The 24077-nt window shown below is 39.8% G+C and carries 20 protein-coding genes and 1 riboswitch; of the genes, 17 read left to right on the forward strand and 3 right to left on the reverse strand.

Annotation, left to right across the window (positions count from 1 at the left end; all coding sequences use genetic code 11):
- The first annotated feature begins 251 nt into the window (after window positions 1-251).
- Entirely contained in the window at window positions 252-2408 is a 2157-nt protein-coding gene (gene gnpA, locus LI074_RS09025) for a 1,3-beta-galactosyl-N-acetylhexosamine phosphorylase (protein WP_173697681.1), read from the forward strand.
- A gap of 111 nt (window positions 2409-2519) precedes the next feature.
- Here gnpA and trpS read toward each other — a convergent pair whose 3' ends face one another.
- On the reverse strand, window positions 2520-3581 hold the full coding sequence (gene trpS / locus LI074_RS09030) for a tryptophan--tRNA ligase (RefSeq protein ID WP_173697682.1): 1062 nt from the start codon (window positions 3579-3581) through the stop codon (window positions 2520-2522).
- Window positions 3582-3930: 349 nt separating this feature from the next.
- On the opposite strand from trpS, the gene LI074_RS09035 reads away from it, so the two are divergent.
- From LI074_RS09035 to ribH, 5 genes are all read left to right on the forward strand, one after another.
- On the forward strand, window positions 3931-5421 hold the full coding sequence (locus tag LI074_RS09035) for an AAA family ATPase (protein WP_008704018.1): 1491 nt from the start codon (window positions 3931-3933) through the stop codon (window positions 5419-5421).
- Between the two features lie 106 nt (window positions 5422-5527).
- Window positions 5528-5642: riboswitch (FMN riboswitch) on the forward strand.
- Window positions 5643-5886: 244 nt separating this feature from the next.
- A complete protein-coding gene (gene ribD, locus LI074_RS09040) occupies window positions 5887-6996 on the forward strand; it encodes a bifunctional diaminohydroxyphosphoribosylaminopyrimidine deaminase/5-amino-6-(5-phosphoribosylamino)uracil reductase RibD (protein WP_044952695.1) in 1110 nt (369 codons plus the stop codon).
- Window positions 6977-7624: a riboflavin synthase gene (gene ribE, locus LI074_RS09045; RefSeq protein WP_008704016.1), complete on the forward strand. Its 648-nt coding sequence runs from the start codon at window positions 6977-6979 to the stop codon at window positions 7622-7624. Before ribD ends, ribE begins: the two co-directional genes overlap by 20 nt.
- A gap of 146 nt (window positions 7625-7770) precedes the next feature.
- Window positions 7771-8970 carry a bifunctional 3,4-dihydroxy-2-butanone-4-phosphate synthase/GTP cyclohydrolase II gene (locus LI074_RS09050; RefSeq protein WP_173697683.1) on the forward strand — a complete coding sequence of 400 codons (1200 nt, stop codon included), beginning with the start codon at window positions 7771-7773 and terminating at the stop codon, window positions 8968-8970.
- A 114-nt stretch (window positions 8971-9084) separates the two neighbouring features.
- On the forward strand, window positions 9085-9552 hold the full coding sequence (gene ribH, locus LI074_RS09055; protein ID WP_025579513.1) for a 6,7-dimethyl-8-ribityllumazine synthase: 468 nt from the start codon (window positions 9085-9087) through the stop codon (window positions 9550-9552).
- On the opposite strand, the gene LI074_RS09060 is transcribed toward ribH, so the two are convergent.
- Window positions 9549-10598, reverse strand: coding sequence for an RluA family pseudouridine synthase (locus tag LI074_RS09060; RefSeq protein WP_173697684.1), 1050 nt, complete (start codon window positions 10596-10598; stop codon window positions 9549-9551). The genes ribH and LI074_RS09060 overlap by 4 nt on opposite strands.
- Before the next feature lie 176 nt (window positions 10599-10774).
- Between LI074_RS09060 and LI074_RS09065 the strand changes: the two genes are divergently transcribed.
- Window positions 10775-11686, forward strand: coding sequence for a ketopantoate reductase family protein (locus LI074_RS09065; RefSeq protein WP_044952194.1), 912 nt, complete (start codon window positions 10775-10777; stop codon window positions 11684-11686).
- A 137-nt stretch (window positions 11687-11823) separates the two neighbouring features.
- On the opposite strand, the gene pckA is transcribed toward LI074_RS09065, so the two are convergent.
- Window positions 11824-13428: a phosphoenolpyruvate carboxykinase (ATP) gene (gene pckA / locus LI074_RS09070; protein ID WP_117844241.1), complete on the reverse strand. Its 1605-nt coding sequence runs from the start codon at window positions 13426-13428 to the stop codon at window positions 11824-11826.
- Between the two features lie 459 nt (window positions 13429-13887).
- On the opposite strand from pckA, the gene LI074_RS09075 reads away from it, so the two are divergent.
- From LI074_RS09075 to LI074_RS09120, 10 genes are all read left to right on the forward strand, one after another.
- Entirely contained in the window at window positions 13888-14652 is a 765-nt protein-coding gene (locus LI074_RS09075) for a PIN domain-containing protein (RefSeq protein WP_173697685.1), read from the forward strand.
- Between the two features lie 257 nt (window positions 14653-14909).
- Window positions 14910-15251 carry an arsenate reductase family protein gene (locus tag LI074_RS09080; protein WP_008704002.1) on the forward strand — a complete coding sequence of 114 codons (342 nt, stop codon included), beginning with the start codon at window positions 14910-14912 and terminating at the stop codon, window positions 15249-15251.
- A gap of 178 nt (window positions 15252-15429) precedes the next feature.
- On the forward strand, window positions 15430-16446 hold the full coding sequence (locus LI074_RS09085) for an AAA family ATPase (RefSeq protein WP_020994060.1): 1017 nt from the start codon (window positions 15430-15432) through the stop codon (window positions 16444-16446).
- Entirely contained in the window at window positions 16443-16964 is a 522-nt protein-coding gene (locus LI074_RS09090) for a hypothetical protein (RefSeq protein WP_173697686.1), read from the forward strand. The genes LI074_RS09085 and LI074_RS09090 overlap by 4 nt, the downstream gene beginning before the upstream one ends.
- 51 nt (window positions 16965-17015) lie before the next feature.
- Complete coding sequence (locus LI074_RS09095; RefSeq protein ID WP_022381391.1) at window positions 17016-17492, forward strand: DUF1653 domain-containing protein; 477 nt, start codon at window positions 17016-17018, stop codon at window positions 17490-17492.
- A gap of 163 nt (window positions 17493-17655) precedes the next feature.
- Entirely contained in the window at window positions 17656-18177 is a 522-nt protein-coding gene (locus tag LI074_RS09100; RefSeq protein ID WP_173697687.1) for a cysteine hydrolase family protein, read from the forward strand.
- An 84-nt stretch (window positions 18178-18261) separates the two neighbouring features.
- A complete protein-coding gene (locus LI074_RS09105) occupies window positions 18262-18864 on the forward strand; it encodes an HDIG domain-containing metalloprotein (RefSeq protein WP_119241511.1) in 603 nt (200 codons plus the stop codon).
- Between the two features lie 544 nt (window positions 18865-19408).
- The gene (locus LI074_RS09110) at window positions 19409-19996 is read left to right on the forward strand and encodes a class I SAM-dependent methyltransferase (RefSeq protein ID WP_420314064.1); all 588 of its coding nucleotides are present in this window, start codon (window positions 19409-19411) and stop codon (window positions 19994-19996) included.
- On the forward strand, window positions 19966-22461 hold the full coding sequence (locus LI074_RS09115) for a DEAD/DEAH box helicase family protein (protein ID WP_173697689.1): 2496 nt from the start codon (window positions 19966-19968) through the stop codon (window positions 22459-22461). Before LI074_RS09110 ends, LI074_RS09115 begins: the two co-directional genes overlap by 31 nt.
- A gap of 309 nt (window positions 22462-22770) precedes the next feature.
- Window positions 22771-24066, forward strand: a complete 1296-nt coding sequence (locus LI074_RS09120; RefSeq protein WP_330597616.1) for an IS701 family transposase — start codon at window positions 22771-22773, stop codon at window positions 24064-24066.
- Window positions 24067-24077: the final 11 nt, after the last annotated feature.

The following is a 24077-nucleotide window of genomic DNA, read 5'->3' on the forward strand; positions in this document are numbered from 1 at the left end:
TTGAAAGATAAAAAAATATAGGGTATTATAATCAAAAACAGAATTCCTTTCAAAATTTTCGATAACATTTTTTATATAATATCACAATTTGATTTGTACAGCAAGATTTCTAAAAAACAAAGCAAAAAGAGAATTGAAAATGTTTTGGAAAGAACGTATTCTATAGACAGATAAGGCGCAAGAAAGAGCAGAATCAGGTTAGATAAGTAAAAAGTAAGACAGGTTTATACAGAGAGAGGAGACAAACAACAATGAAAAAAGGTCGTGTAACAATACCAACCAATCTGGATGTAGTGCCACAGACACTGGAGATACTGGATGAGTGGGGTGCAGATGCGATCCGTGACTGTGACGGAACAGAATTCCCGAAGGAATTAAAAGACACTGGCTCCAAGATATATGCAACCTATTATACAACCCGTAAGGATAATGAATGGGCAAAGGCACATCCTGAGGAAATCCAGCAGATGTATATCATGACATCTTTCCATACAGCAACAGAGGACAAGCTGGAAATTCACCTGATGGATCATTTATATCCGGATATGCTGGCAGTGAATACAAGAGATGATATCTACAGATGGTGGGAAGTTATAGACCGCACCACCGGAGAACCGGTATCAACAGAGCTGTGGAGCTATGAGGAAGAAACAGGTAATGTAGTGATCAGATCTGCAAAGCTGTTTCATGAATACACTGTAAGCTTTCTGGCATATATTATGTGGGACCCGGTACACATGTATAATTCAGTAGTAAATGACTGGAAAGATGTAGAGCCACAGATCACATTTGATGTGCGCCAGCCAAAAACAAAAGCTCATTCTCTGGAACGTTTGCGCAGATTCCTGGATACCCATGAATATGTGGATGTTGTGCGTTTCACTACATTTTTCCATCAGTTTACCCTTATATTTGATGAGCTTGCAAGAGAAAAATATGTAGACTGGTTTGGCTATTCTGCATCTGTCAGCCCATATATTCTGGAGCAGTTTGAGAAAGAAGTGGGCTATCCTTTCAGAGCGGAATATATCATTGATCAGGGATATATGAACAATACATACAGAATCCCGTCTAAAGAATTTAAAGATTTCCAGGCATTCCAGAGAAGAGAAGTAGCGAAGCTTGCCAAAGAAATGGTAGATATTGTTCATGAATATGGCAAAGAGGCTATGATGTTCATGGGAGACCACTGGATCGGTATGGAACCTTTTATGGATGAATTTGCATCCATCGGACTGGACGCTGTAGTGGGAAGTGTTGGAAACGGAGCAACCTTACGCTTGTTCAGTGACATTAAGAATGTGAAATATACAGAAGGAAGATTCCTGCCATATTTCTTCCCGGATACCTTCCATGAAGGAGGAGATCCTGTAAAAGAGGCAAAAGTGAACTGGGTAACAGCAAGAAGAGCAATCTTAAGAAGCCCGATCCAGAGAATAGGCTACGGCGGATATCTGAAACTTGCCCTTGAATTCCCGGACTTTGTACAGTATATCAAAGAAGTATGTGAGGAATTCCGTACTCTGTATGATAATATTCAGGGAACAACTCCCTATTGCGTGAAACGTGTGGCAGTTCTGAACTGTTGGGGAAAAATGCGTTCCTGGGGTAACCACATGGTACATCATGCTATTTATTATAAGCAGAATTATTCTTATTTTGGAATTATAGAAGCATTAAGCGGTGCACCTTTTGACGTGTCATTTATCAGCTTTGATGACATCCGTGAAAACAGAGAACTGCTGAAAAACTTTGATGTTATTATTAATGTGGGAGATGCAGATACTGCACAGACAGGCGGAGAAAACTGGATCGATGAAACAGTTATTACTGCTGTCAGGGAATTTGTATACAACGGCGGAGGATTTATCGGTGTAGGAGAACCGGCTGCACATCAGTGGCAGGGCAAATTCTTCCAGCTGGATGATATTCTTGGTGTGGAAGAGGAGCATGGATTCAATCTGAACACTGATAAATATAACTGGGAAGAACACAGAGACCATTTTATCCTGCAGGATGCAGAGGGAGAGATTGATTTTGGAGAAGGCAAGAAGAATATTTATGCATTGCCGGAGACAGAAATCCTGATCCAGAAAGAACAGGAAGTACAGATGGCTGTAAAGAAATTCGGAAAAGGAAGAGGCGTTTATATCAGTGGACTTCCATACAGCTTCAAAAACAGCCGTGTATTCTACAGAGCAGTTCTCTGGTCAGCATCTGCAGAGGAAGAACTTCACTGCTGGTATTCCACTAACTACAATGTAGAAGTACATGCTTATGTAAAGAATGGTAAATACTGTGTGGTAAATAATACTTATGAGCCACAGGATACTACTGTTTACAGAGGAGATGGAAGCAGCTTCCAGTTACATCTGGAGGCAAATGAGATCAAATGGTATCAGATATAAAGTTAGGGCAAAATGCCTTTTGACCCTAACATCATAACATAAAAATAAACAGGTTCAGATTGAAGTAAAATATACTTTGTATCTGAACCTGTTTTTGTATTTGTTACAGAATTATTTGATTAAGCTGTTATCATCAAAGTAGTTGATCTGCATTGCTGAACGAACATCATGAAGTGTCTGTGCAGCTTTTGCTTCAGCAACCCTGCTTCCCTCTTTGAGGATATCATATACATCATCAAGATGCTGCTCCCAGTATTTACGTCTCTCGCGGATTGGAGAAAGCTCTGCCTGGAGTACTTTGTTCAGGAATTTCTTAACCTTGACATCACCCAGACCGCCGCGTGTATAATGGGCTTTCAGTTCATCCAGATTCTGATATTCAGGCAGGAACTCTGCAAAATATTCCGGTTTGCAGAATGCGTCCAGATAAATAAATACAGGGTTTCCTTCCACACGTCCCGGATCTTCCACACGAAGATGATTCGGGTCTGTGAACATGGACATAACCTTCTTCTTAACATCAGCTTCTTCATCTGAAAGGTAGATGCAGTTTCCGAGAGATTTGCTCATTTTTGCTTTTCCGTCAATACCTGGCAGACGTAAGCATGCTTTATTGGATGGCAGAATAATCTCAGGCTCTGTCAGAGTTTCGCCATAAACAGTATTAAATTTGTGGACGATCTCCTTGCACTGCTCGAGCATTGGAAGCTGATCTTCGCCAACCGGAACAGTAGTAGCGTGGAATGCAGTGATGTCTGCAGCCTGGCTGATCGGATAGCAGAAGAAACCGACGGGGATGCTTGCCTCGAAATTACGCATCTGGATTTCAGATTTAACTGTAGGATTACGCTGTACACGTGCCACAGTAACAAGGTTCATATAATAGAAAGTAAGCTCTGTAAGCTCCGGAACCATGGACTGGATAAAGATAGTGGATTTCTCAGGATCAATGCCGCATGCAAGATAATCCAGGGCGACCTGAAGGATGTTCTGGCGAACTTTCTCAGGGTGTTCAGCGTTATCTGTTAATGCCTGTGCATCTGCGATCATAATATAAATTTCATCATATAAGCCGGAGTTCTGTAAACGAACACGCTCGGATAATGAACCAACATAATGTCCAACATGAAGGCGGCCTGTTGGGCGGTCACCGGTTAAAATAATTTTGCTCATTTTGCTCTCCTAAAAGTAAATTTCGAATTTCCAGAGAATATCTGGAAATTCTCAGTTATCCCTATTATAAAGCCTGCGAATGTTACCGTCAATGATTTTGAGAGAATAAATAGGTATTATGTTACACCAGTATGGTTTTATGTGCGCTAAATAATACCATATATCTGTATGGTATTATGATATATTGGAAGAGAAAAGTGGTCAGAATCAAAAAGCAGCTAAATTTGTGAATAATTATACAGGAAATACATTTCCATAATTGATAAAAAGGAAAGATTCTGCTAAAATAATAAGGAATTATACAAAATTTTACACTGAATAAGGATAAGATAAAAGGAGTAAACACACCATGCCAGTATTTGATTTCAGCGGTGCTTCAGACAAGAAACCAGGTGTACAGTCTGAATGTACCTACACGACTTTCCAGTCCAATGAACAGGAAACATCCCCTGAGAAACCGATCATGGTTCTTGATAACAGCAGCCGCCAGTGGAAACATCATTCCTGCGGTATTTTTACAAACCCGATCAAACGTACTTCCTTTGAGTTTAAAGAGGACGATGGAACTTTCGCAGCAGATATTCTTAGCATTGATTCAAGATTCGTAAGCCTTCTGAAATGGCTTGGAGAGAATCACATCAATGTACGTCTTTCCGGACAGAATCAGGAGAAAGGATATGCAGTTTATAAGATTCGTGAGACTGCATTCGGCGGCGGCACAAAGCTCTCCGCAGAGGACGGATTTCTTCAGTTTATGATCGAGAGACTTCTTGCAAGCAGTGCACCGGCAGAGATCGCAGAAGACGAAGATGAGGAAGAAACAGGAGATGAAATGAAGCTGACAAGTATTCAGAGCATCACTGATTTTATGACCTGCGCAGGCAGAACCCTTCCGGACAACATCCGTCTCTGGGCAAGAAGAAACCTTGCAGTTGCCCGTTCCCACGAAGTATCTCCGGAGGAAAGACGCCATGCTCAGCGAGCTCTTTCCATTATGATGAATGTACAGTGGAAGAGTAATTACTTTGAAGCAATTGATCCTCAGGAAGCCCGCAGAATCCTTGACGAAGAACTCTACGGAATGGAATCTGTAAAGCAGCGTATCATTGAGACGATCATTCAGATTAACCGTACCCATACACTTCCGGCATACGGACTTCTTCTTGTAGGCCCGGCAGGTACAGGTAAATCTCAGATTGCCTATGCGGTTGCCCGTATCCTGAAACTTCCGTGGACAACTCTGGATATGAGTTCCATCAACGATCCGGAACAGCTCACAGGAAGCTCCAGGATCTATGCAAACGCAAAGCCTGGAATCATCATGGAAGCCTTCTCAGCAGCAGGAGAATCCAACCTTGTATTCATCATCAACGAGCTTGATAAAGCAGCATCAGGCAAGGGCAACGGAAACCCGGCAGATGTACTTCTGACACTGCTTGACAACCTTGGATTTACAGATAACTACATGGAATGTATGGTGCCGACAGTGGGCGTTTATCCGATCGCTACAGCAAATGATAAATCCCAGATCAGCGCACCTCTGATGTCCCGTTTTGCAGTGATCGATATTCCGGATTACACCTCAGAAGAGAAGAAGATTATCTTCTCCAAATATGTACTTCCGAAAGTTCTGAAACGTATGAGCCTCAAAGCAGAAGAATGCGTAGTGACAGAAGACGGTCTGGAGGCTATTGTTGAGAAACACAAAAACACCAGCGGAATCCGTGACCTGGAACAGGCGGCAGAGCATATTGCAGCCAATGCCCTGTACCAGATTGAAGTAGACCACCTGACAGGTGTGACATTCAATGCAGAGATGGTAAGAGAATTACTTTCCTGAAAAACTGAAATTATATGTTTGAAAAAATCTTGACATAAATAAAAGTTAAGAGTATACTTTCAGACATCAGCAGGATAAAATTTAGAAATTGCTGATAAAAATAAAATAAGATCTTCAGGGCAGGGTGCAATTCCCTACCGGTGGTAAAGCCCACGAGCCGTAAGGTATGATTCGGTGCAATTCCGAAGCCGACAGTACAGTCTGGATGAAAGAAGATAGTAGTAGAGATACAGAAGAATTAACTGATCTGTGAAAGCGACTGCTCTGGAATAATAAATTTATTCCAGAGCTTTTTTATATCATCAAAGCAGTTTTAATGATGAAGCAAAAAGTCAGATTCACACGAAGATAATTCAAACAGATATTAATTTACAGGCCCTGGATGTTGAAAGACACCGGGGCTTTTTTGGTATCATCAGTACCATCAGAAGAACAGGAGATGAGGGATTGAAAGATATAACGGATATGGAAAAAGACAGGCAATATATGAAAATGGCGTTAGAACTGGCACAAAAAGGAATGGGATTTACAGCACCTAACCCAATGGTAGGTGCCGTGATCGTCAAAAGAGGAAAAGTCATTGGCCAGGGATATCACAGAAAATACGGTGAACCTCATGCAGAAAGGGAAGCTCTGGCATCATGTACAGAACAGCCAGAAGGTGCCTCCATATATGTTACTCTGGAACCTTGCTGCCATTACGGGAAACAGCCTCCGTGTGTCAATGCAATCCTGGAATCGGGGATCAGACGTGTGATCATTGGTTCCTCGGACCCTAATCCCCTGGTTTCAGGAAAAGGAATCCGGATTCTGAAAGAGCATGGGATCGAAGTAACGGAAAACGTTTTAAAAGAAGAGTGCGATAAACTCAATGAAGCATTTTTCTATTACATACAGAATCAAAAACCATATGTAGTCATGAAATATGCGATGACCATGGATGGAAAAATTGCCACTTATACAGGCGCATCCAGATGGGTGACAGGCGAAGCTGCCAGAATGCATGTGCAGAAACAGAGATTGAAATATACAGGGATTATGGCTGGAGTGGGAACTGTGCTGGCAGATGATCCGATGCTTACATGCAGACTGGAAAACGGCAGAAATCCTGTGCGTATTATCTGTGACTCCCACTTGCGGACACCACTGAATTCCAGAATTGTGAAAACGGCATCAACAATTCCAACAATCTTTGCAACCAGCAGTAAAGACCAGCAGAAGATAAAGAATTATGAAGATATGGGATGTAAAGTTCTGGATGTCCCGGAAAAAAACGGACACATAGATTTAAACAGACTAATGGAACTTCTGGGAGCTGCAAAGATAGACAGTATCTTACTGGAAGGAGGAGGCACTTTAAACTGGTCAGCACTCGAAAGCGGTATTGTTCAGAAAGTCCAGACCTATATAGCACCCAAACTTTTTGGGGGAGAAAGTGCAAAGACACCGATAGAAGGAAAAGGATTTCCTGATCCTGCCAGCGCAATATTATTAAAAAACAGCGAAATAATCAGAATAGGAGATGATTTTCTTATAGAGAGTGAGGTGAAGAGTAATGTTCACGGGAATTGTTGAAGAACTGGGAACTGTGAAAAAAATAAAAAAAGGAGCAAATTCAGCAGTATTTACGATACGGGCAGAGAAAATTCTGGATGATCTGAAAACAGGGGACAGTGTAGCTGTAAATGGAATCTGCCTCACTGTAACTGCATGTCTGGAAGATGGTTTTACAGCAGATGTGATGCATGAGACATTGAATCGTTCTGCGCTGATTCAGCTTTCTTTGGGACAGCATGTAAATCTGGAAAGGGCAATGCCTGCAAATGGAAGATTTGGAGGACACATTGTTGCCGGGCATGTGGATGGAACAGGAAAAATCACGGAAATTCGCAGAGATGATAATGCTGTCTGGTACACCATTCAGGCTTCACCACAAATTATGAAATATATTGTGACAAAAGGTTCTGTAACAGTTGATGGAATCAGTCTTACAGTGGCAAAAGTCTCAGAAACAGACTTTTCCATTTCTGCAATTCCTCATACAGTAAAGATTACAGTCCTCGGAGAACGCAAAGAAGGAGATATCGTCAATCTGGAGACAGACATAATTGGAAAATACGTGGAAAAATTAATAACGCCTGTGAAAGAACAGCCGATAAAAAGTAATATTACACGGGATTTTCTGAATAAGTATGGCTTTTGACAGAATTAACCACAAAGCGGTTATTCGATTGATGCAGAACTGTACAGTGGATGTTTTATCTGCCTGACACGAACCAGATAAGCAGCCAATACGAATGATTTTGCCCTCTTAACAACAGAAAAATATATTGTATAAGGAGAGAAAAAATGAACGGATTTGATTCAGTAGAAGAAGCTCTGGAAGAACTTCGGAATGGAAAAATTATTCTGGTAACGGATGATCCGGACAGAGAGAATGAAGGAGATTTTATCTGTGCATCAGAGTTTGCCACAACAGAAAATATTAACTTTATGGCAACTCACGGAAAAGGACTTATCTGTATGCCAATGTCTGAGGAATATGTAAGAAAACTGCAGTTCCCGCAGATGGTAGCAGAAAATTCAGATAATCACGAAACTGCTTTTACTGTTTCCGTAGACCATATCAGCACCACTACAGGAATCTCTGCGGCAGAACGTTCTGTTACTGCCATGAAATGTGTGGATGAGAATGCAAAACCCGAAGATTTCAGACGCCCCGGACATATGTTTCCACTTCTGGCGAAGAAGAACGGTGTTCTGGAAAGAAACGGACATACAGAGGCAACTGTAGACCTGTGCAGACTTGCAGGGTTAAAACAGTGCGGGCTGTGCTGTGAAATTATGAGAGAAGACGGCACTATGATGCGGACTTCTGAGTTACGGGAACTTGCCGGAAAGTGGAATCTTAAATTCATAACAATTAAAGATATTCAGAATTACCGTAAATGCCATGATATTCTGGTGGATCGCGTGACGACCACAAAAATGCCGACCAGATACGGAGAGTTTATGGCGTATGGATTTGTAAACCGCCTGAATGGGGAACATCATGTAGCACTGGTAAAAGGTGAAATCGGAGATGGAGAAAACGTCCTGTGCCGTGTGCATTCAGAGTGCTTGACAGGAGACGTTTTTGGATCACAGCGTTGTGACTGCGGACAGCAGTTTGCAGCGGCGATGGCCCAGATTGAGGAAGAAGGCAGAGGGATACTCCTTTATATGAGACAGGAAGGAAGAGGAATCGGACTGATCAATAAACTTCGTGCCTATGAACTTCAGGAACAGGGAATGGATACACTCGAAGCGAATCTGGCACTTGGATTTGCCGGAGACGAAAGAGAATACTACATTGGTGCGCAGATTCTGAGAAATCTTGGGGTAAAAGAGCTGCGGCTGCTGACAAATAACCCGGATAAAGTTTATCAGTTGGAAGAATTTGGCATCAGGATCAAACAGAGAGTTCCGATACAGATGAATGCCACAGCGTATGATCTGCGTTATCTTAAGACAAAACAATTACGAATGGGACATATTCTGAAGTATTAAATACAGCGGGGATTTTCATATATAACGATAACGTTCCCGAAAATAAAATTTACCGTATATAAAAACCTGTACAGGTTAAAAAATATAAATTTACAGATGAAAGGACCAGAAAAAATGAAAACATTAGAAGGAAAATTAGTATCAGATGGAATGAAAGTAGGAATTGTAGCAGCCCGCTTCAATGAATTTATAACTTCCAAGCTGGTAAGTGGTGCCATGGATGGACTGACACGTCACAATGTAAAAGAAGAGGACATCCAGGTAGCGTGGGTACCAGGTGCTTTTGAAATCCCACTGATCGCGTCTAAAATGGCAAAAAGTGGAAAGTATGATGCGGTTATCTGCGTAGGTGCTGTGATTCGTGGAAATACCAGTCATTATGATTATGTATGCAATGAGGTTTCCAAAGGGATTGCATCAGTATCACTGGAAACAGGAGTTCCGGTATTATTCGGAGTACTTACCACAGAAAACATCGAGCAGGCAATTGAACGCGCAGGTACAAAAGCAGGAAATAAAGGCTATGACTGTGCACTCAGTGCCATTGAAATGGTAAATCTGATCAAAGAACTTGAAGCTTAAATAGACAACAGGTCAGACCCTGAAAGTGAAACCAGTTCACGAAAATCGAAAGGTAATGGTGCTTCCAGAAGGAGCATTTCATCTCTGAAAGGATGCTGAAAAGAAACTTTCCATGCATGAAGGGCTGCCCTGGAAAAGGAAGCACAGGAAGATATTTTATCGTCTGAATGATAAAGAGTATCTCCAAGCAAAGGATGTCCTGTGGATGCCATATGGACACGGATCTGGTGGGTACGTCCGGTATCCAGCTTAAGTGTGATAAGCGACCAGTCCTGACTGGAAAAAAGAGTATGATAATGAGTAACTGCTGTTTTGATTTTTCCCGATAATGCAGATGAATGTAAGGAAAGATCAGCAGCAGTTTTCATTTTCAGATGATTCTCCGGGTCCTGCATCAGCGGTAAATCTAAGGTATGCCAGACACCAGGCATATCTACAGGCAAAGTATCGGATACAGCGGCAAGATATTGCTTGTGAATTTTGCATGGAGATTTTACAGATTGAAGCCTTGAAGCTGCTACCTGATTTTTGGCAAAAACCACAATCCCGGAAGTCTCCTGATCCAGCCGCCCCACCGGGCGGACACAGACCTGTTCATTTTTCTCTCGAAAGTAACCGGCAACAAGATTGGAGAGGCTGTCTGTATAATGCATTCCCGTTGGATGCGTAACCATTCCTGCCGGTTTATCAACCGCCAGAATATCCGTATCTTCATATAAAATATTCAGAGAAAAAGAAGTTTCGGAAACTGGAGCTGAAGCTCTGTTGGAATGGAAATCCGACAAATCCTTACTTCTGATTCCGTCATTATAATTTTCAAGATGCGCAGAAGCAGTCCCGGCTTCCTCCAGACAAACGCGGATCACATCGCCTGGATATATTGTCTCAGTTACACGACAGCGAACTCCGTTTCTGGTAATCCCGTCCGGTCGAAACTTCGCCTGGCTGATCTGCCGTTTTGTAAGTCCTGCATTCTTTTTCAGAAATGCTTCCGTTTTAAGTTCTGTAGTTTGTTCATCTATTCTAAATTCCAGATATCGTTCCATCTTAATACTTTTCCTGCGTAATATATTCTGATATTGATACCATTGATATTACAGGGCAAAAAATAAACTGTCAATGCAAAATTATGTCAGCGTAATGCATAAAATATACTGAAGAAAAATTGCAATTGTGCTATGATATAAGAATCAAAACAATGAAAGCGGGGCAGAAAATAAATATGAAATACTTAATCATTGGAGCCGGAGGAACCGGTGGTGTTACCGGATATTATATGAAAAAAGCAGGCAAGGACGTAACCCTGATCGCGAGAGGCGAACACCTGAAAAAGATCCAGAAACAGGGTCTTACATTGGAGAAAATGTGGGATAAAACAGAGGAAAACATAAGCATTCCTGCTACAGATATGGAGCATTATGCAGAGCATCCGGACGTAATTTTTGTCTGCGTAAAAGGCTATTCCTTACAGGAAACGATTCCGTTTATCAAACGCATTGCCAGGAAAAATACTATTGTAATTCCAGTGTTGAATATATATGGAACAGGTGGAAAAATGCAGAAAGAACTGCCGGATCTTCTGGTAACGGACGGCTGCATCTATGTTTCTGCCAACATTAAAGAACCGGGAAAACTTCTCCAGCATGGACAGATTCTGCACATTGTATTCGGCGTAAGAGACAAAGCAGAATTCCGACCGGAACTGAAAGAGATTCAGAAAGACCTCTGTGACAGTCATATCGACGGGACTCTTTCGGAAAACATCCGCCGTGAAGCACTGGAGAAATTTTCCTATGTATCCCCGATCGGGGCAGCAGGACTCTATTACCACGCAACTGCCGCAGATTTCCAGAAAGAAGGCGAAGCCAGAGAACTTTTTAAGACCATGATAAAAGAAATCGCAGCACTTGCAGAAGCCATGGGAGTTCCTTTCCAGAAAGATATGGCAGAAGTAAATTTAAAAATCCTTTCCAACCTCGCACCGGAAGCAACCACTTCCATGCAGCGGGATATCATGGCAGGAAAACAGTCCGAAATTGACGGATTAGTTTACGAAGTAGTAAGAATGGGAGAAGAATATCACGTTCCGGTACCCGCATATGAGAAAGTGGCAGAAAAACTCAGAGCCCTGTAGCGAAGCGGATTGCGAATATCCGCTTGACCACCGAAACAACATGAAAAAGGGATGCGAATTACTCGCATCCCTTTCGTACTCATTTGGACAATAAAATTATAATTTAATTATAATTAACTTTAATTCAGCAATTATAATTATAACTGAGGACCAGCTGCAACAAGTGCTTTACCAGCTGCATTTCCTTCATATTTAGCGAAGTTCTTGATGAATCTTCCAGCAAGATCTTTCGCTTTTTCTTCCCATTCAGAAGCGTCAGCATATGTGTCACGAGGATCGAGGATACCTGTGTCTACGCCGTTAAGCTCTGTTGGAACTTCGAAATCGAAGAATGGGATCTTCTTAGTAGGAGCGTTAAGGATATCTCCGTTAAGGATTGCATCGATGATACCACGAGTATCTTTGATGGAGATACGTTTTCCTGTTCCGTTCCATCCTGTGTTAACCAGGTAAGCTTTTGCTCCGCTCTTTTCCATTTTCTTAACAAGTTCTTCTGCGTATTTTGTCGGATGCAGTTCAAGGAATGCCTGTCCGAAGCAAGCAGAGAATGTAGGTGTAGGCTCTGTGATTCCACGCTCTGTACCAGCAAGTTTAGCTGTGAATCCAGACAGGAAATAGTACTGAGTCTGAGCTTCTGTCAGGATAGATACCGGAGGAAGTACTCCGAAAGCGTCTGCGGACAGGAAGATTACGTTCTTAGCTGCCGGTGCAGAAGAGATCGGGCGAACGATGTTTTCAATGTGGTTGATCGGATAAGATACACGAGTATTCTCTGTTACACTCTTATCTGCGAAATCAATCTTGCCTTCAGCATCAAGTGTTACGTTCTCAAGAAGAGCGTTACGTTTGATCGCATTGTAGATGTCCGGCTCAGATTCTTTGTCAAGGTTGATAACTTTAGCGTAGCATCCACCTTCAAAGTTGAATACGCCGTTGTCATCCCAGCCATGCTCGTCATCACCGATCAGGAGACGTTTCGGGTCTGTGGAAAGAGTTGTTTTACCTGTTCCGGAAAGACCGAAGAAGATAGCTGTGTTTTCGCCGTTCATATCTGTGTTTGCAGAGCAGTGCATGGAAGCCATGCCTTTCAGTGGAAGGAAGTAGTTCATCATAGAGAACATACCTTTCTTCATTTCTCCGCCGTACCATGTGTTTACGATAACCTGCTCTTTAGTTGTGATGTTGAACATTACAGCTGTTTCAGAGTTCAGGCCTAATTCTTTATAGTTTTCAACTTTAGCTTTGGAAGCGTTGTATACAACGAAATCTGGCTCGAAGTTTTCAAGTTCTTCAGCTGTTGGCTGGATGAACATATTTGTTACGAAATGTGCCTGCCAAGCAACTTCAACGATGAAACGGATAGCCATACGAGTATCTTTGTTAGCACCGCAGAATGCATCTACTACGAAAAGTCTCTTGTTGGAGAGCTCTTTTTTAGCGATTTCTTTTACTGCATCCCATGCTTCCTGAGTTGCAGGATGGTTATCGTTTTTGTATTCGTCTGTTGTCCACCATACTGTATCTTTGGAGTTCTCATCCATAACGATGTATTTATCTTTAGGAGAACGTCCTGTGTAGATACCTGTCATAACGTTAACTGCACCAAGTTCGCTGACCTGACCTTTTTCAAAGCCTTCCAGTTCCGGTTTGGTTTCTTCTTCAAATAATACTTCATAAGAAGGGTTGTAGACAATTTCTGTAGTTCCGGTAATGCCATACTTGCTTAAATCGATTTTTGCCATCTTACGTTTAACCTCTTTTCTTCGTTAATGAAAGCGCCTGTTTAAACAGGCTTAAGATACCTTACCATAAAAGCGAATGGGTATCGCTTCTCTTTTACTATTATACATATTTAACGCTTAAAATCAACAGGATTTTTGCCTTTTTTTGAATTTTGTTAAAGATTTATCAACTGGAATTTGATGAAAAATCCGTCATTTTTCACAAAAGGTATGTAAATTTATTATAGTGGCAATATGGGAATACTATTCGTGGATATGATAATATTCTGTCTGACTGGAACAGACAGGAAAGACAACCAGGAAATACTAACCAGGAAAGCTGCCACTATGTGGTTGTGCTGATAAAAGATGCATGTTAAAATAGGAAAGAATTATCCGGCTGAAAATGACAGAGTATTATACAGCAGAGAAAAATAAAGGTTACTGTGAACGGAGTGAACATTAACAAATAAAGAGAGGATGAAGATTATCAAAACTTATTATTTAATTGATTATGAAAATGTAGGAAGTGAAGGCTTCAAAGGATGCGAAAAATTACGGGAAACAGATATTATCCATCTTTTTTATACAGATAACAGCAGAAAAATAGACCTTGATATTATCAATGATCACGGAGAGTCAAAACTGGTCACACATAAAGTACCGACAGGAAATCAGTCAGCAGATATGCATCTGGGATCTTATCTGGGATATCTGATAGGAAAAGAATGCACAGGTCAGGATGAAGAATGCAAAATTGTTGTAATCAGCAAGGATACAGGCTTTGATCATATTATAGAATTCTGGAAAGCAGAAGAAAATGTGAAAATTTCCAGAAACGAGAAGATTTCCGGAAAACAGGTACAGACAAGAAAACAGGTAAAAAAACAGACCGGTAAAGAAAAAGACAAACAGGTAGCAGAACAAACTGATCAGAAAATAGAAAAACAGTTGAATGAACAACCTGAAAAGCAGTCGGCCAAACAATCAGAGAATCAGAATACAAAAAAGCCAAAACAAAAGATAATTGACATGAAAGCCGGAACAAAGAGATTACAGCAGGAATTGATATCGGTTCTCGACAAGGCAGGCATGCCAAAGGAAGTGGTAAATTATGTTTCAACAACTGTGGAGAAAAATGCAGAAGACAAAAACAGAAAGCAGCAGATTTACAGATCTATCATTTCCAAATACGGACAGACAAAAGGACTGAATATCTATAACCATATTAAAAAGAAAATCTAACGGAATAAAAAATAACGGAATAAAAGAAGGAGGCCGGGAACCTCATCGATTCCCGGCAAAAGTATGAAAAAGAAAAAGTTTTATTTGCAATTACTCTTTGCTCTGTACAGGTAATAATATAACCGGAAAATGTGAGAAATATGTGGTGAGAATTTGAAAAAAATGTGAAATGGATGGAAATTTAAAATGAACAGGCAGGAAAAGAGAAAATATAGCAGGAACAATAATTCTTAAAAAATGGGAGAAAGCATTAGACTATGAATATACAAATATTCGGAACAAAGAAAAACTTTGACAGCAAGAAAGCAGAACGCTATTTCAAAGAACGGGGAATTAAATATCAGTTTATAGATATGAAAGAAAAAGGCTTAAGTAAAGGAGAATTCCAATCTGTCTGCCAGGCAATTGGCGGTTATGATAAACTGATAGATACTGACTGCAAGGATAAAGACCTGCTGGCATTGATCACTTATATCGCAGAGGAAGACAAAGCAGAGAAAATTCTCGAAAACCAGAGCATCATCAAAGTCCCTGTGGTAAGAAACGGAAAACAGGCGACAGTAGGATATCAGCCGGAGATCTGGAAGAGCTGGAAGTGATAGTTATAGCCTTTTACAAGCTTTCAGATTTTACAATATTATATCGAAGAAAATAGCTGTTTGACATATTTATATGTGTTATAATATAAAATTATTATAGAAGTTACTTTATATTATATTGTCGTGCGACAGATATAATGAACTGATTTATAAAAATGGAAATATTGAGGTGATGGAAATGCCATTAACAAAGATTGCAGCAGAAAATTTTACAGTATTTGAAGATATAAAGATTCCTTTTTGTGAAGGATTAAATGTATTAGTTGGTGAAAATGGTGTGGGAAAGACTCATATTATGAAATTAGCCTATGCAGCATGTCAGGCTTCTAAACATGATGTGTCTTTTTCGCAGAAAACAACAATGTTATTTCGTCCTGATCAGTCTGGAATTGGACGTCTGGTAAACAGAGGAAAGAGTGGAAGCAATAAAGCCATGGTTTCTGTGGAATCTGATACTGCCAAAATAGGAATGACATTTTCAACCAAGACACGAAAATGGGATGCAGAGATTAATTCAGAAGAGAAATGGGAAAAGCAGATGTCTGATCTCACAAGCGTATTTATTCCGGCAAAAGAGATTTTATCAAATGCCTGGAATCTGGATGCTGCAGTAAAAATGGGAAATGTGGAATTTGATGATACGTATCTGGATATTATTGCGGCTGCCAAAATTGATATTTCCAGAGGAGTGGATTCAACTGTAAGGAAAAAATATCTGGATATTTTACAGAAAATCAGTAATGGGAAAGTAACATTGCATGAGGATCGTTTTTATTTAAAACCTGGTACACAGGCAAAGTTAGAATTTAATTTGGTAGCAGAAGGATTACGTAAAATTGCTCTTTTATGGCAGTTGATAAAAAACGGGACACTGGAGAAGGGATCCGTTTTGTTTTGGGACGAGCCAGAAGCAAATATCAATCCGAAATATATTCCGGTGCTGGCTGAATTGTTGATCATGCTGGAGACAGAAGGTGTACAGATTTTTGTTTCTACACATGACTATTTTTTATCTAAATATATTGAAGTAAAGCGGAGACAGGACAGTAAACTGCAGTACATTTCTTTATATAAAAATGAAAACAACAAAGTATTATGTGAGATAGCACCGGAATTTGAATTGTTGGAACATAATGCAATTATGGATACATTCCGTCAGTTGTATCGAGAAGAAATTGGGGTGGCATTAAAGTGAGCGTTATACCAGAATCAGGAATGAATTTTGGAAAATATGATGAAAAAGATTTATTTCATATTGAGACATCTGAAATTTATAAAAAACTTGGCGATGGAATCCCAACAGTTGAGTTTATCCTGAAATATAATGGAAATAATATAGTGTTTCTGGAAGCAAAGAAAAGTTGTCCAAATGTGGCGAATCGATATGAATCGAAAGAAAAAGAACAGAAATTCGAAGAATATTATGGTTCAATAACTGAGAAGTTTATATCATCTTTGCAGATATATCTGGCGGCGATTATGAACAGATATCAGGAGACGTCAGAGATAGGAGACAATCTTCAATCAGTAAGCAATATGAAAGATGTAAAATTAAAATTTATTCTGGTTGTAAAAAACGCAGAAGATATTACGTGGCTAGCCGGGCCATTGGCAGAATTAAGAGCCAGATTGCTTAAGGTCAGAAAAATATGGGGTGTTGAGGTGGTTGTTTTAAATGAAGAACTTGCTGGAGAATATAATCTAACGTGTTAGAGTGTTTTTCTGGTTGCATGAAATAAGAACTATATGCTAGGAGATGATAAAATGGCAAAGATCAGAATCATAAAGAAAAATAATGACTGCAGCATGGAATACGAAGTAGGTGATATTTGTGAGGTCACAGGCACCTGGTATGGCGGCGTTCACATCAATGGCCGTTCCGGAATCCCGGTTTCCCTTGATAAAGAAGAATATATGGAACTCAACACAGAACCGGAAGAACCTGACAGTGCGGAAAATGAAAACACTTTAGAAACACCGGAACACGATATTCATGCAGGCGACATTGTACAGCATTTCAAAAGAGAATGGGTATCCCCGGATACTTCCGAATATCTCTATAAAGTCCTTGCAGTAGCCCATCACACAGAAAATGGTGAAAAACTGATGATTTACCAGGCGCTCTACGCACCTTTCAAAATCTGCGCCAGACCCTATGATATGTTTATGAGTGAAGTAGACAGAGACAAATATCCAGATATTAAACAAAAGTATAGATTTGAGAAATATACTACAAAATAGATGATTGATACTTTATGGAATTGCTATAGTAAAACAGGCACTTTTGCCTGTACAAAAACACTTTGTCGTTGTATAGTAATAACAAATAATAACAGCATACGTTTCCAGAGATTTTATAGCATTATCTGAAAAAATGTGCAGAAAGAACGAAAGGAAAGGAAATATGCAGAAGGTATTAGTAGTTGTAGACATGCAGAATGACTTCATCGACGGAGCTCTTGGAACAAAAGAAGCAGTTGCCATTGTACCTGGCGTAAAAGAGAAAATCGAAAATTTTGATGGAGTTGTTCTTTTTACTAGGGACACTCACGAGACTAATTATCTCGACACCCAGGAAGGAAAGAAGCTTCCTGTACCGCACTGTATCCGTGACACTGAAGGATGGCAGATCAGAAGCGAATTAGATGCACTCAGAAAAACAGAACCCATTGACAAAGAAACTTTCGGTTCCACAACTCTGGCAGGAGAATTACAGATGTTAGATGAAAATCAGGGAATCGAAAGTATCACATTCGTAGGTTTATGCACAGACATCTGTGTTATTTCCAATGCACTTCTGGCAAAAGCATCTCTCCCGGAAGTTCCAATCATCGTAGACGCTAAATGCTGCGCAGGCGTAACACCGGAAAGCCATGAGAATGCACTGAAAGCAATGGAAGTATGCCAGATTCAGATTGACAGATAAACTGCAGAGCAGTTATTCAGTTATAAACAAGCAGTAAAGCAGATGATTTTATCCACCTGACAATTCAGATATGAGGAGTGACAAATGAAGACAATAACACGAGACGAGGCATTTACATTATTAAAAAAATACAACAAGGATCCATTCCACATTCAGCATGCCCTGACTGTAGAAGCAGTAATGAAATGGTACGCCAATGAGCTTGGTTATGGCGAAGATGCAGAATACTGGGGAATTGTAGGGCTCCTCCACGACATCGACTTTGAACTATATCCGGAAGAACACTGTCTGAAAGCTCCGGAAATGCTCCGCGAAGCAGGCGTAGGCGAAGACGTGATCCATTCAGTTGTATCCCACGGCTATGGCATCACAGTAGGATGTGGCGCAACCATTGATGTAGCACCGGAACACGAAATGGAAAAAGTACTCTTTGCGGCGGACGAACTTACAGGACTTATCTGGGCAGCAGCACTTATGAGACCATCCAAAAGCACAAAAGACATGGAACTCAAATCCCTCAAGAAGAAATACAAAAGCAAAGGCTTCGCAGCAGGATGCTCCAGAGAAGTCATCGAGCGAGGCGCCGAACAACTCGGATGGGAACTGCAGAAGCTGCTCACTATGACACTGCAGGCAATGGCAGACTGCGAGGATGAGATTAAGGCGGAGATGGACGCGGAAGCATAACGAATTGCAGAATAAGGATAATACATAGACACGACTAGCAGAGTTAGATTTTGTTTGAAAACATATCTGAAAGCATGAAAATGTATATCAGGAATAACTGTATAATCAAAACAGCCCCACAATTGGAGAGAACTTCAGTTGTGGGGCTGTTTTTCGACAGTATCGAGAGAATTATTACAGATTCAGATATTTGATTATATAGAACAATTTTTAATAGCCAGTTAAGGACAATTTTTACTGACTTATTTTGAGCAAAAAAGAGAAAAACAACAAAGTCTTTGTATTGCCGTCGGAAATTAGCATCAACAGATAGATATTAGGGATATTTTTATAGATATGTTTCGCTATAAATGTGGCATATAATATCGCGCAATATTGGACAGAAATGATTGCTGTTTATGTCGAAAAAGAGTATAATATGACGTAAAGTAGTCAACTTTATCAAGTGACTCAGAATGTAAGAAATAATAATGCAATGCTAAAGATAAAACAAAGGAAAATGGGTGTTTAACAGACATTTGAGAATTGGGTAAGGGTAAATATGATGGATAAGACCTTAAACTACTATAACGAAAATGCACAGTCCTTTGCATCTGGAACTGTTTCCGTAGAGTTTACAGAAATACAGGACAAATTTTTGCAAAAGCTTAATCCGGGAGCATATATACTCGATTTTGGCTGCGGCGCAGGAAGGGACACGAAATATTTTTTAGACCAGGGTTATCTGGTAGAGGCAATAGACGGTTCCGAACAGTTATGCCAGATTGCAAGCAAATATACCGGAATCAAAGTCAGACAGATGTTATTTCAGGAACTGGAAGTGAATGAAAAATACGATGGCATATGGGCTTGTGCTTCCATTCTTCATTTACCGAAAAAAGAACTGAAAGAGGTTCTTAAGAAAATGCTCGTAGCGTTAAAACCTGGTGGATGGATTTATACTTCTTTCAAATATGGAGAGTATGAAGGAGAGCGAAACGGACGATACTTTACAGATTTTACAATAGACACATTTGCGGATTTTGTACAGGAGATACACAATCTGCAAATAAAAGAACACTGGATTACAGGAGATGTCCGACCGGGAAGAGGTGAGGAAAAATGGCTGAACTTAATTATGCAGAAAAAATGAACATCGGATATGAAAACGAATACTCCACAGATGCCATGACCGGCGGCTCTGATAAAAGAAGACAACTGTATTATCAGTTAATCCAGAGCATGAAGAAAGCAGAAAGTGTTGATATCATTGTCTCATTCCTCATGGAATCCGGAGTAAAAATGCTTCTTCAGGAACTGGAAAACACCCTGAAACGCGGAGCCAAAATCCGAATCCTGACAGGAAATTATCTCGGAATCACCCAGCCGTCTGCACTATATCTGATTAAAAGAAAACTAGGTGATAGAGCTGATCTTAGATTTTATTGCGAAAAAGACCGTTCTTTTCATCCAAAGTCTTATATATTCCATTATGCAGACCATAGTGAACTTTACATTGGATCATCCAATATTTCAAGAAGTGCGCTGACTTCAGGAATAGAATGGAACTACCGTTTCAGCAGAAAAAAAGATCCGGAAAACTATGCTGAATTTTTTCATACATTTGAAGACTTATTTGAGAACCATTCCATCATAATTGATGATAAAGAATTAAAACGATATTCCCAGAACTGGCACCGTCCTGCAGTGGCAAAAGACCTTGATAAATATGACTTTGAACAGGAAGCAGAAAACACAAAAATAAAACGAATGTATGAGCCAAGAGGCGCACAGATTGAAGCTCTTTGTGCATTGGAAGATACAAGAGCAGAAGGAGCAAAGAAAGGACTCATCCAGGCTGCAACGGGCATCGGAAAAACTTATCTGGCAGCATTTGATTCCAAACCATATGAAAAGGTTTTATTTGTGGCACATAGAGAGAAAATTCTGAAACAGGCAGCAGATTCCTTCCGAAATGTAAGAAATTCAGAGGACTATGGATTCTTTACAGGAGATGAGAAATGTACGGATAAATCCGTTATCTTTGCTTCCGTAGCAACTCTTGGAAAATCAGAATATCTGAATGAAAAATACTTTGTACCGGATTACTTCGACTACGTAGTGATTGATGAATTTCATCATGCAGTCAATGATCAATACAGAAAAATCGTAGAGTATTTTAAACCTCAATTTCTCCTCGGACTGACAGCAACACCTGAGAGAATGGATGGCAAAAATATATATGAAATCTGTAATTATAATGTGCCGTATGAGATTTCATTAAAAGATGGCATCAGTAAAGGAATGCTGGTTCCATTTCACTATTACGGAATCTACGACGAGACAGACTATACCAAACTGCATATAGTCAGAGGAAAATATGCGGAAGAAGAACTGAACAAAACATACATAGGAAATGCTTACAGACATGATCTGATTTACAAATATTACTGTAAATATGGTTCAAAACAGGCATTAGGCTTCTGCTGTTCCAGAAAACATGCAGAAGAAATGGCAAAGGAATTCAGCAGAAGAGGAATCCCATCAGCAGCAGTTTACAGTAATGCAAATGGAGAATTCTCCATGGACAGAACAGAAGCAATTGAGAAATTGGAAAGTGGAAAAATCAAAGTCGTCTTTTCGGTGGATATGTTCAACGAAGGCGTAGATATTCCCTCTGTAGATATGGTAATGTTTCTCCGTCCGACGGAATCTCCAATAGTATTCCTGCAGCAACTTGGAAGAGGATTGCGGAGAAGTAAAGGAAAAGAATATCTCAATGTCCTGGACTTCATCGGCAATTACGAAAAGGCAGGAAGAGTCAGATACTTACTGACAGGAAAAAGTAAAGCAGAGAAACAAACCTATTCTCCAGCAGATAAAACGAATTATCCTGATGATTGTTTTGTTGACTTTGATATGAAACTAATTGACCTGTTTGCAGAAATGGACAAGAAACAACAGACCATCAAAGAACAGATTAGAAATGAATATTTCAGAGTAAAAGAATTACTAGGCAAACAACCATCCAGAATGGATTTATTTACATATATGGACGATGATGTTTATCAGATGGCTATTACACATTCAAATGAAAATCCATTTAAGAAGTATCTAGAATACCTGAATGAATTAAATGAGCTAACAGATGAACAAAAAAGTTTCTGCCAGGGAATAGGAAAAGAGTTTGTAAAACTGCTGGAAAGCACCAATATGACCAAAGTATATAAAATGCCAGTACTGATGGCTTTCTATAATCATGGTGATGTAAGAATGGAAGTGACAGAGACAGAGTTTCTGGCAAGCTGGAAAGAATTCTTTTCTACAGGAACAAACTGGAAAGATCTGGATACAGGGATTACATATGAGCAGTATTGCAAAATTTCGGATAAAGATCATATTAAAAAGATTATCAATATGCCGGTGAACTTCTTAGTGAAATCAGGAAAAGGTTTCTTTGTGAAAAAGGAAGATTCAGCGCTGGCATTAAGGGATGAAATGAAAGAAATCATAAAGAATCCAGTATTAGTAGAACAGATGAAAGATGTAATTGAGTATAGGGCAATGGACTATTATCGGAGACGATATAAAGAACAAATGACCGCTCTTTTACAGTGATGGAGAGATGCGTATGGAAACAGAAAATTATGTATACAAAAGAAATAGTATTTAAGAAGGAGGATATACCAAATGAAGAAACTTGGAATTTTGCATATTTCAGATGTACATATTAATGCTTTTTCGATATCAGAAATTGATTTGTTAGTAGATAAACACCACTTTACAACTTTTTCATAAAAAAATATCGTACAGGACTTTCTGATGTATAATGAATTTGACCCAAAACATTACAAAGGAAAGTGACCCTGTACGACAAAAACATTATACAACGAAAAAACACTGATTGGTAGACTTCATCAATATTTTTTGATTTATTTTGAAACTTTTTCTGTTCCGACAGTAGATACCTTATTTCTGCTGATATTATCCATACTGACCTTAGAATCTGCACATTCCATCCGGTTTCTGTATCAGCATTTTTTATCTGGAATAACGGAGAAATCACTGAATGTATTTTATTATGCATGTTCCTATGCAAAGGTTGATTATTCCAGATTTATGAATACCACTGTCAGGATTACTTTGAAGCTGATACCGGATTCATTGCAGACGCAGCCTGTATTTCTGTGCGTGGATGATACGATGGTATCTAAATTTGGCACAAAATTTGAAAACGTTTCAAAACTGTTTGACCATGCCGCACACAACGGTTCCAACTATCTGAATGGACACTGCTTTGTGAGTGTCATGCTCTGCGTACCTGTCTGGAATAGGGATAAAGTATCTTATCTTTCCGTTCCTCTTGGTTATCGTATGTGGCAGAAAAAAGAATCTAAACTGGAACTGGCAGCCTCCATGATCCGGCAGGTTATGCCTGAATTTCACAGCAAAGATCATGTCATCATCCTTTGTGACAGCTGGTATACAAAACAGAATCTGGTATCCATCGTTGATGAATATCCGAATCTGGATCTGATTGGCAATGCAAGGATTGATTCTGTCATGTATGATCTTGCACCTGCACAGACCGGTCGTCGGGGACGTCCTGCCAAACATGGAAAACATCTTTCTGTTGAAACAGATTTTACGTTTTCCAATGAAAAGATTGGTGATTATTATACCGGTGTCCGCCGGGTTCTCGCTAAGATCTTTGGCAATAGGGAAGTCCTTGCCTATGTCACTGCCACAGAAAAAGAACATGGTACAAAACGACTGTTTTTCAGTACCATTTTCCCGGAAGATCTGCAGATTTTCTGTGCATGGCAGGAAAAAGCACCATTGAACCAGACCGGAAATGACCGTATGAAATACATTCCACTGTTGCTATATTCGTTACGCTGGAATATTGAAACAAGCTACTATGAACAGAAAACGTTCTGGTCTTTTTGTAACTATATGGTGCGAAGCTGCAAAGGGATTGAAATGCTGGTCAATCTGATTAACATCAGTTACTGTGCCATGAAGATTCTGCCCTATCAGAACGAACATTTTTCTGAGTACCGTACAAAAAGCGTACAGGAGTTTTGTTTTGAATTAAGTCAGGGCATTCGCAGTCAGATATTTTTTGCCACTTTCGTGAAAAATATCGAAACACATATAAAATCAAATGCCATGACAAAGGCCTTAAAACAGCTGATTCATCAACAAGTCTATCATTTATAAAGTTGTAAACT

It is taken from the genome of Blautia sp. MSK18_10 (genome assembly GCF_020553185.1).
GTDB classification, from domain to species: Bacteria; Bacillota; Clostridia; order Lachnospirales; family Lachnospiraceae; genus Blautia_A; species Blautia_A wexlerae.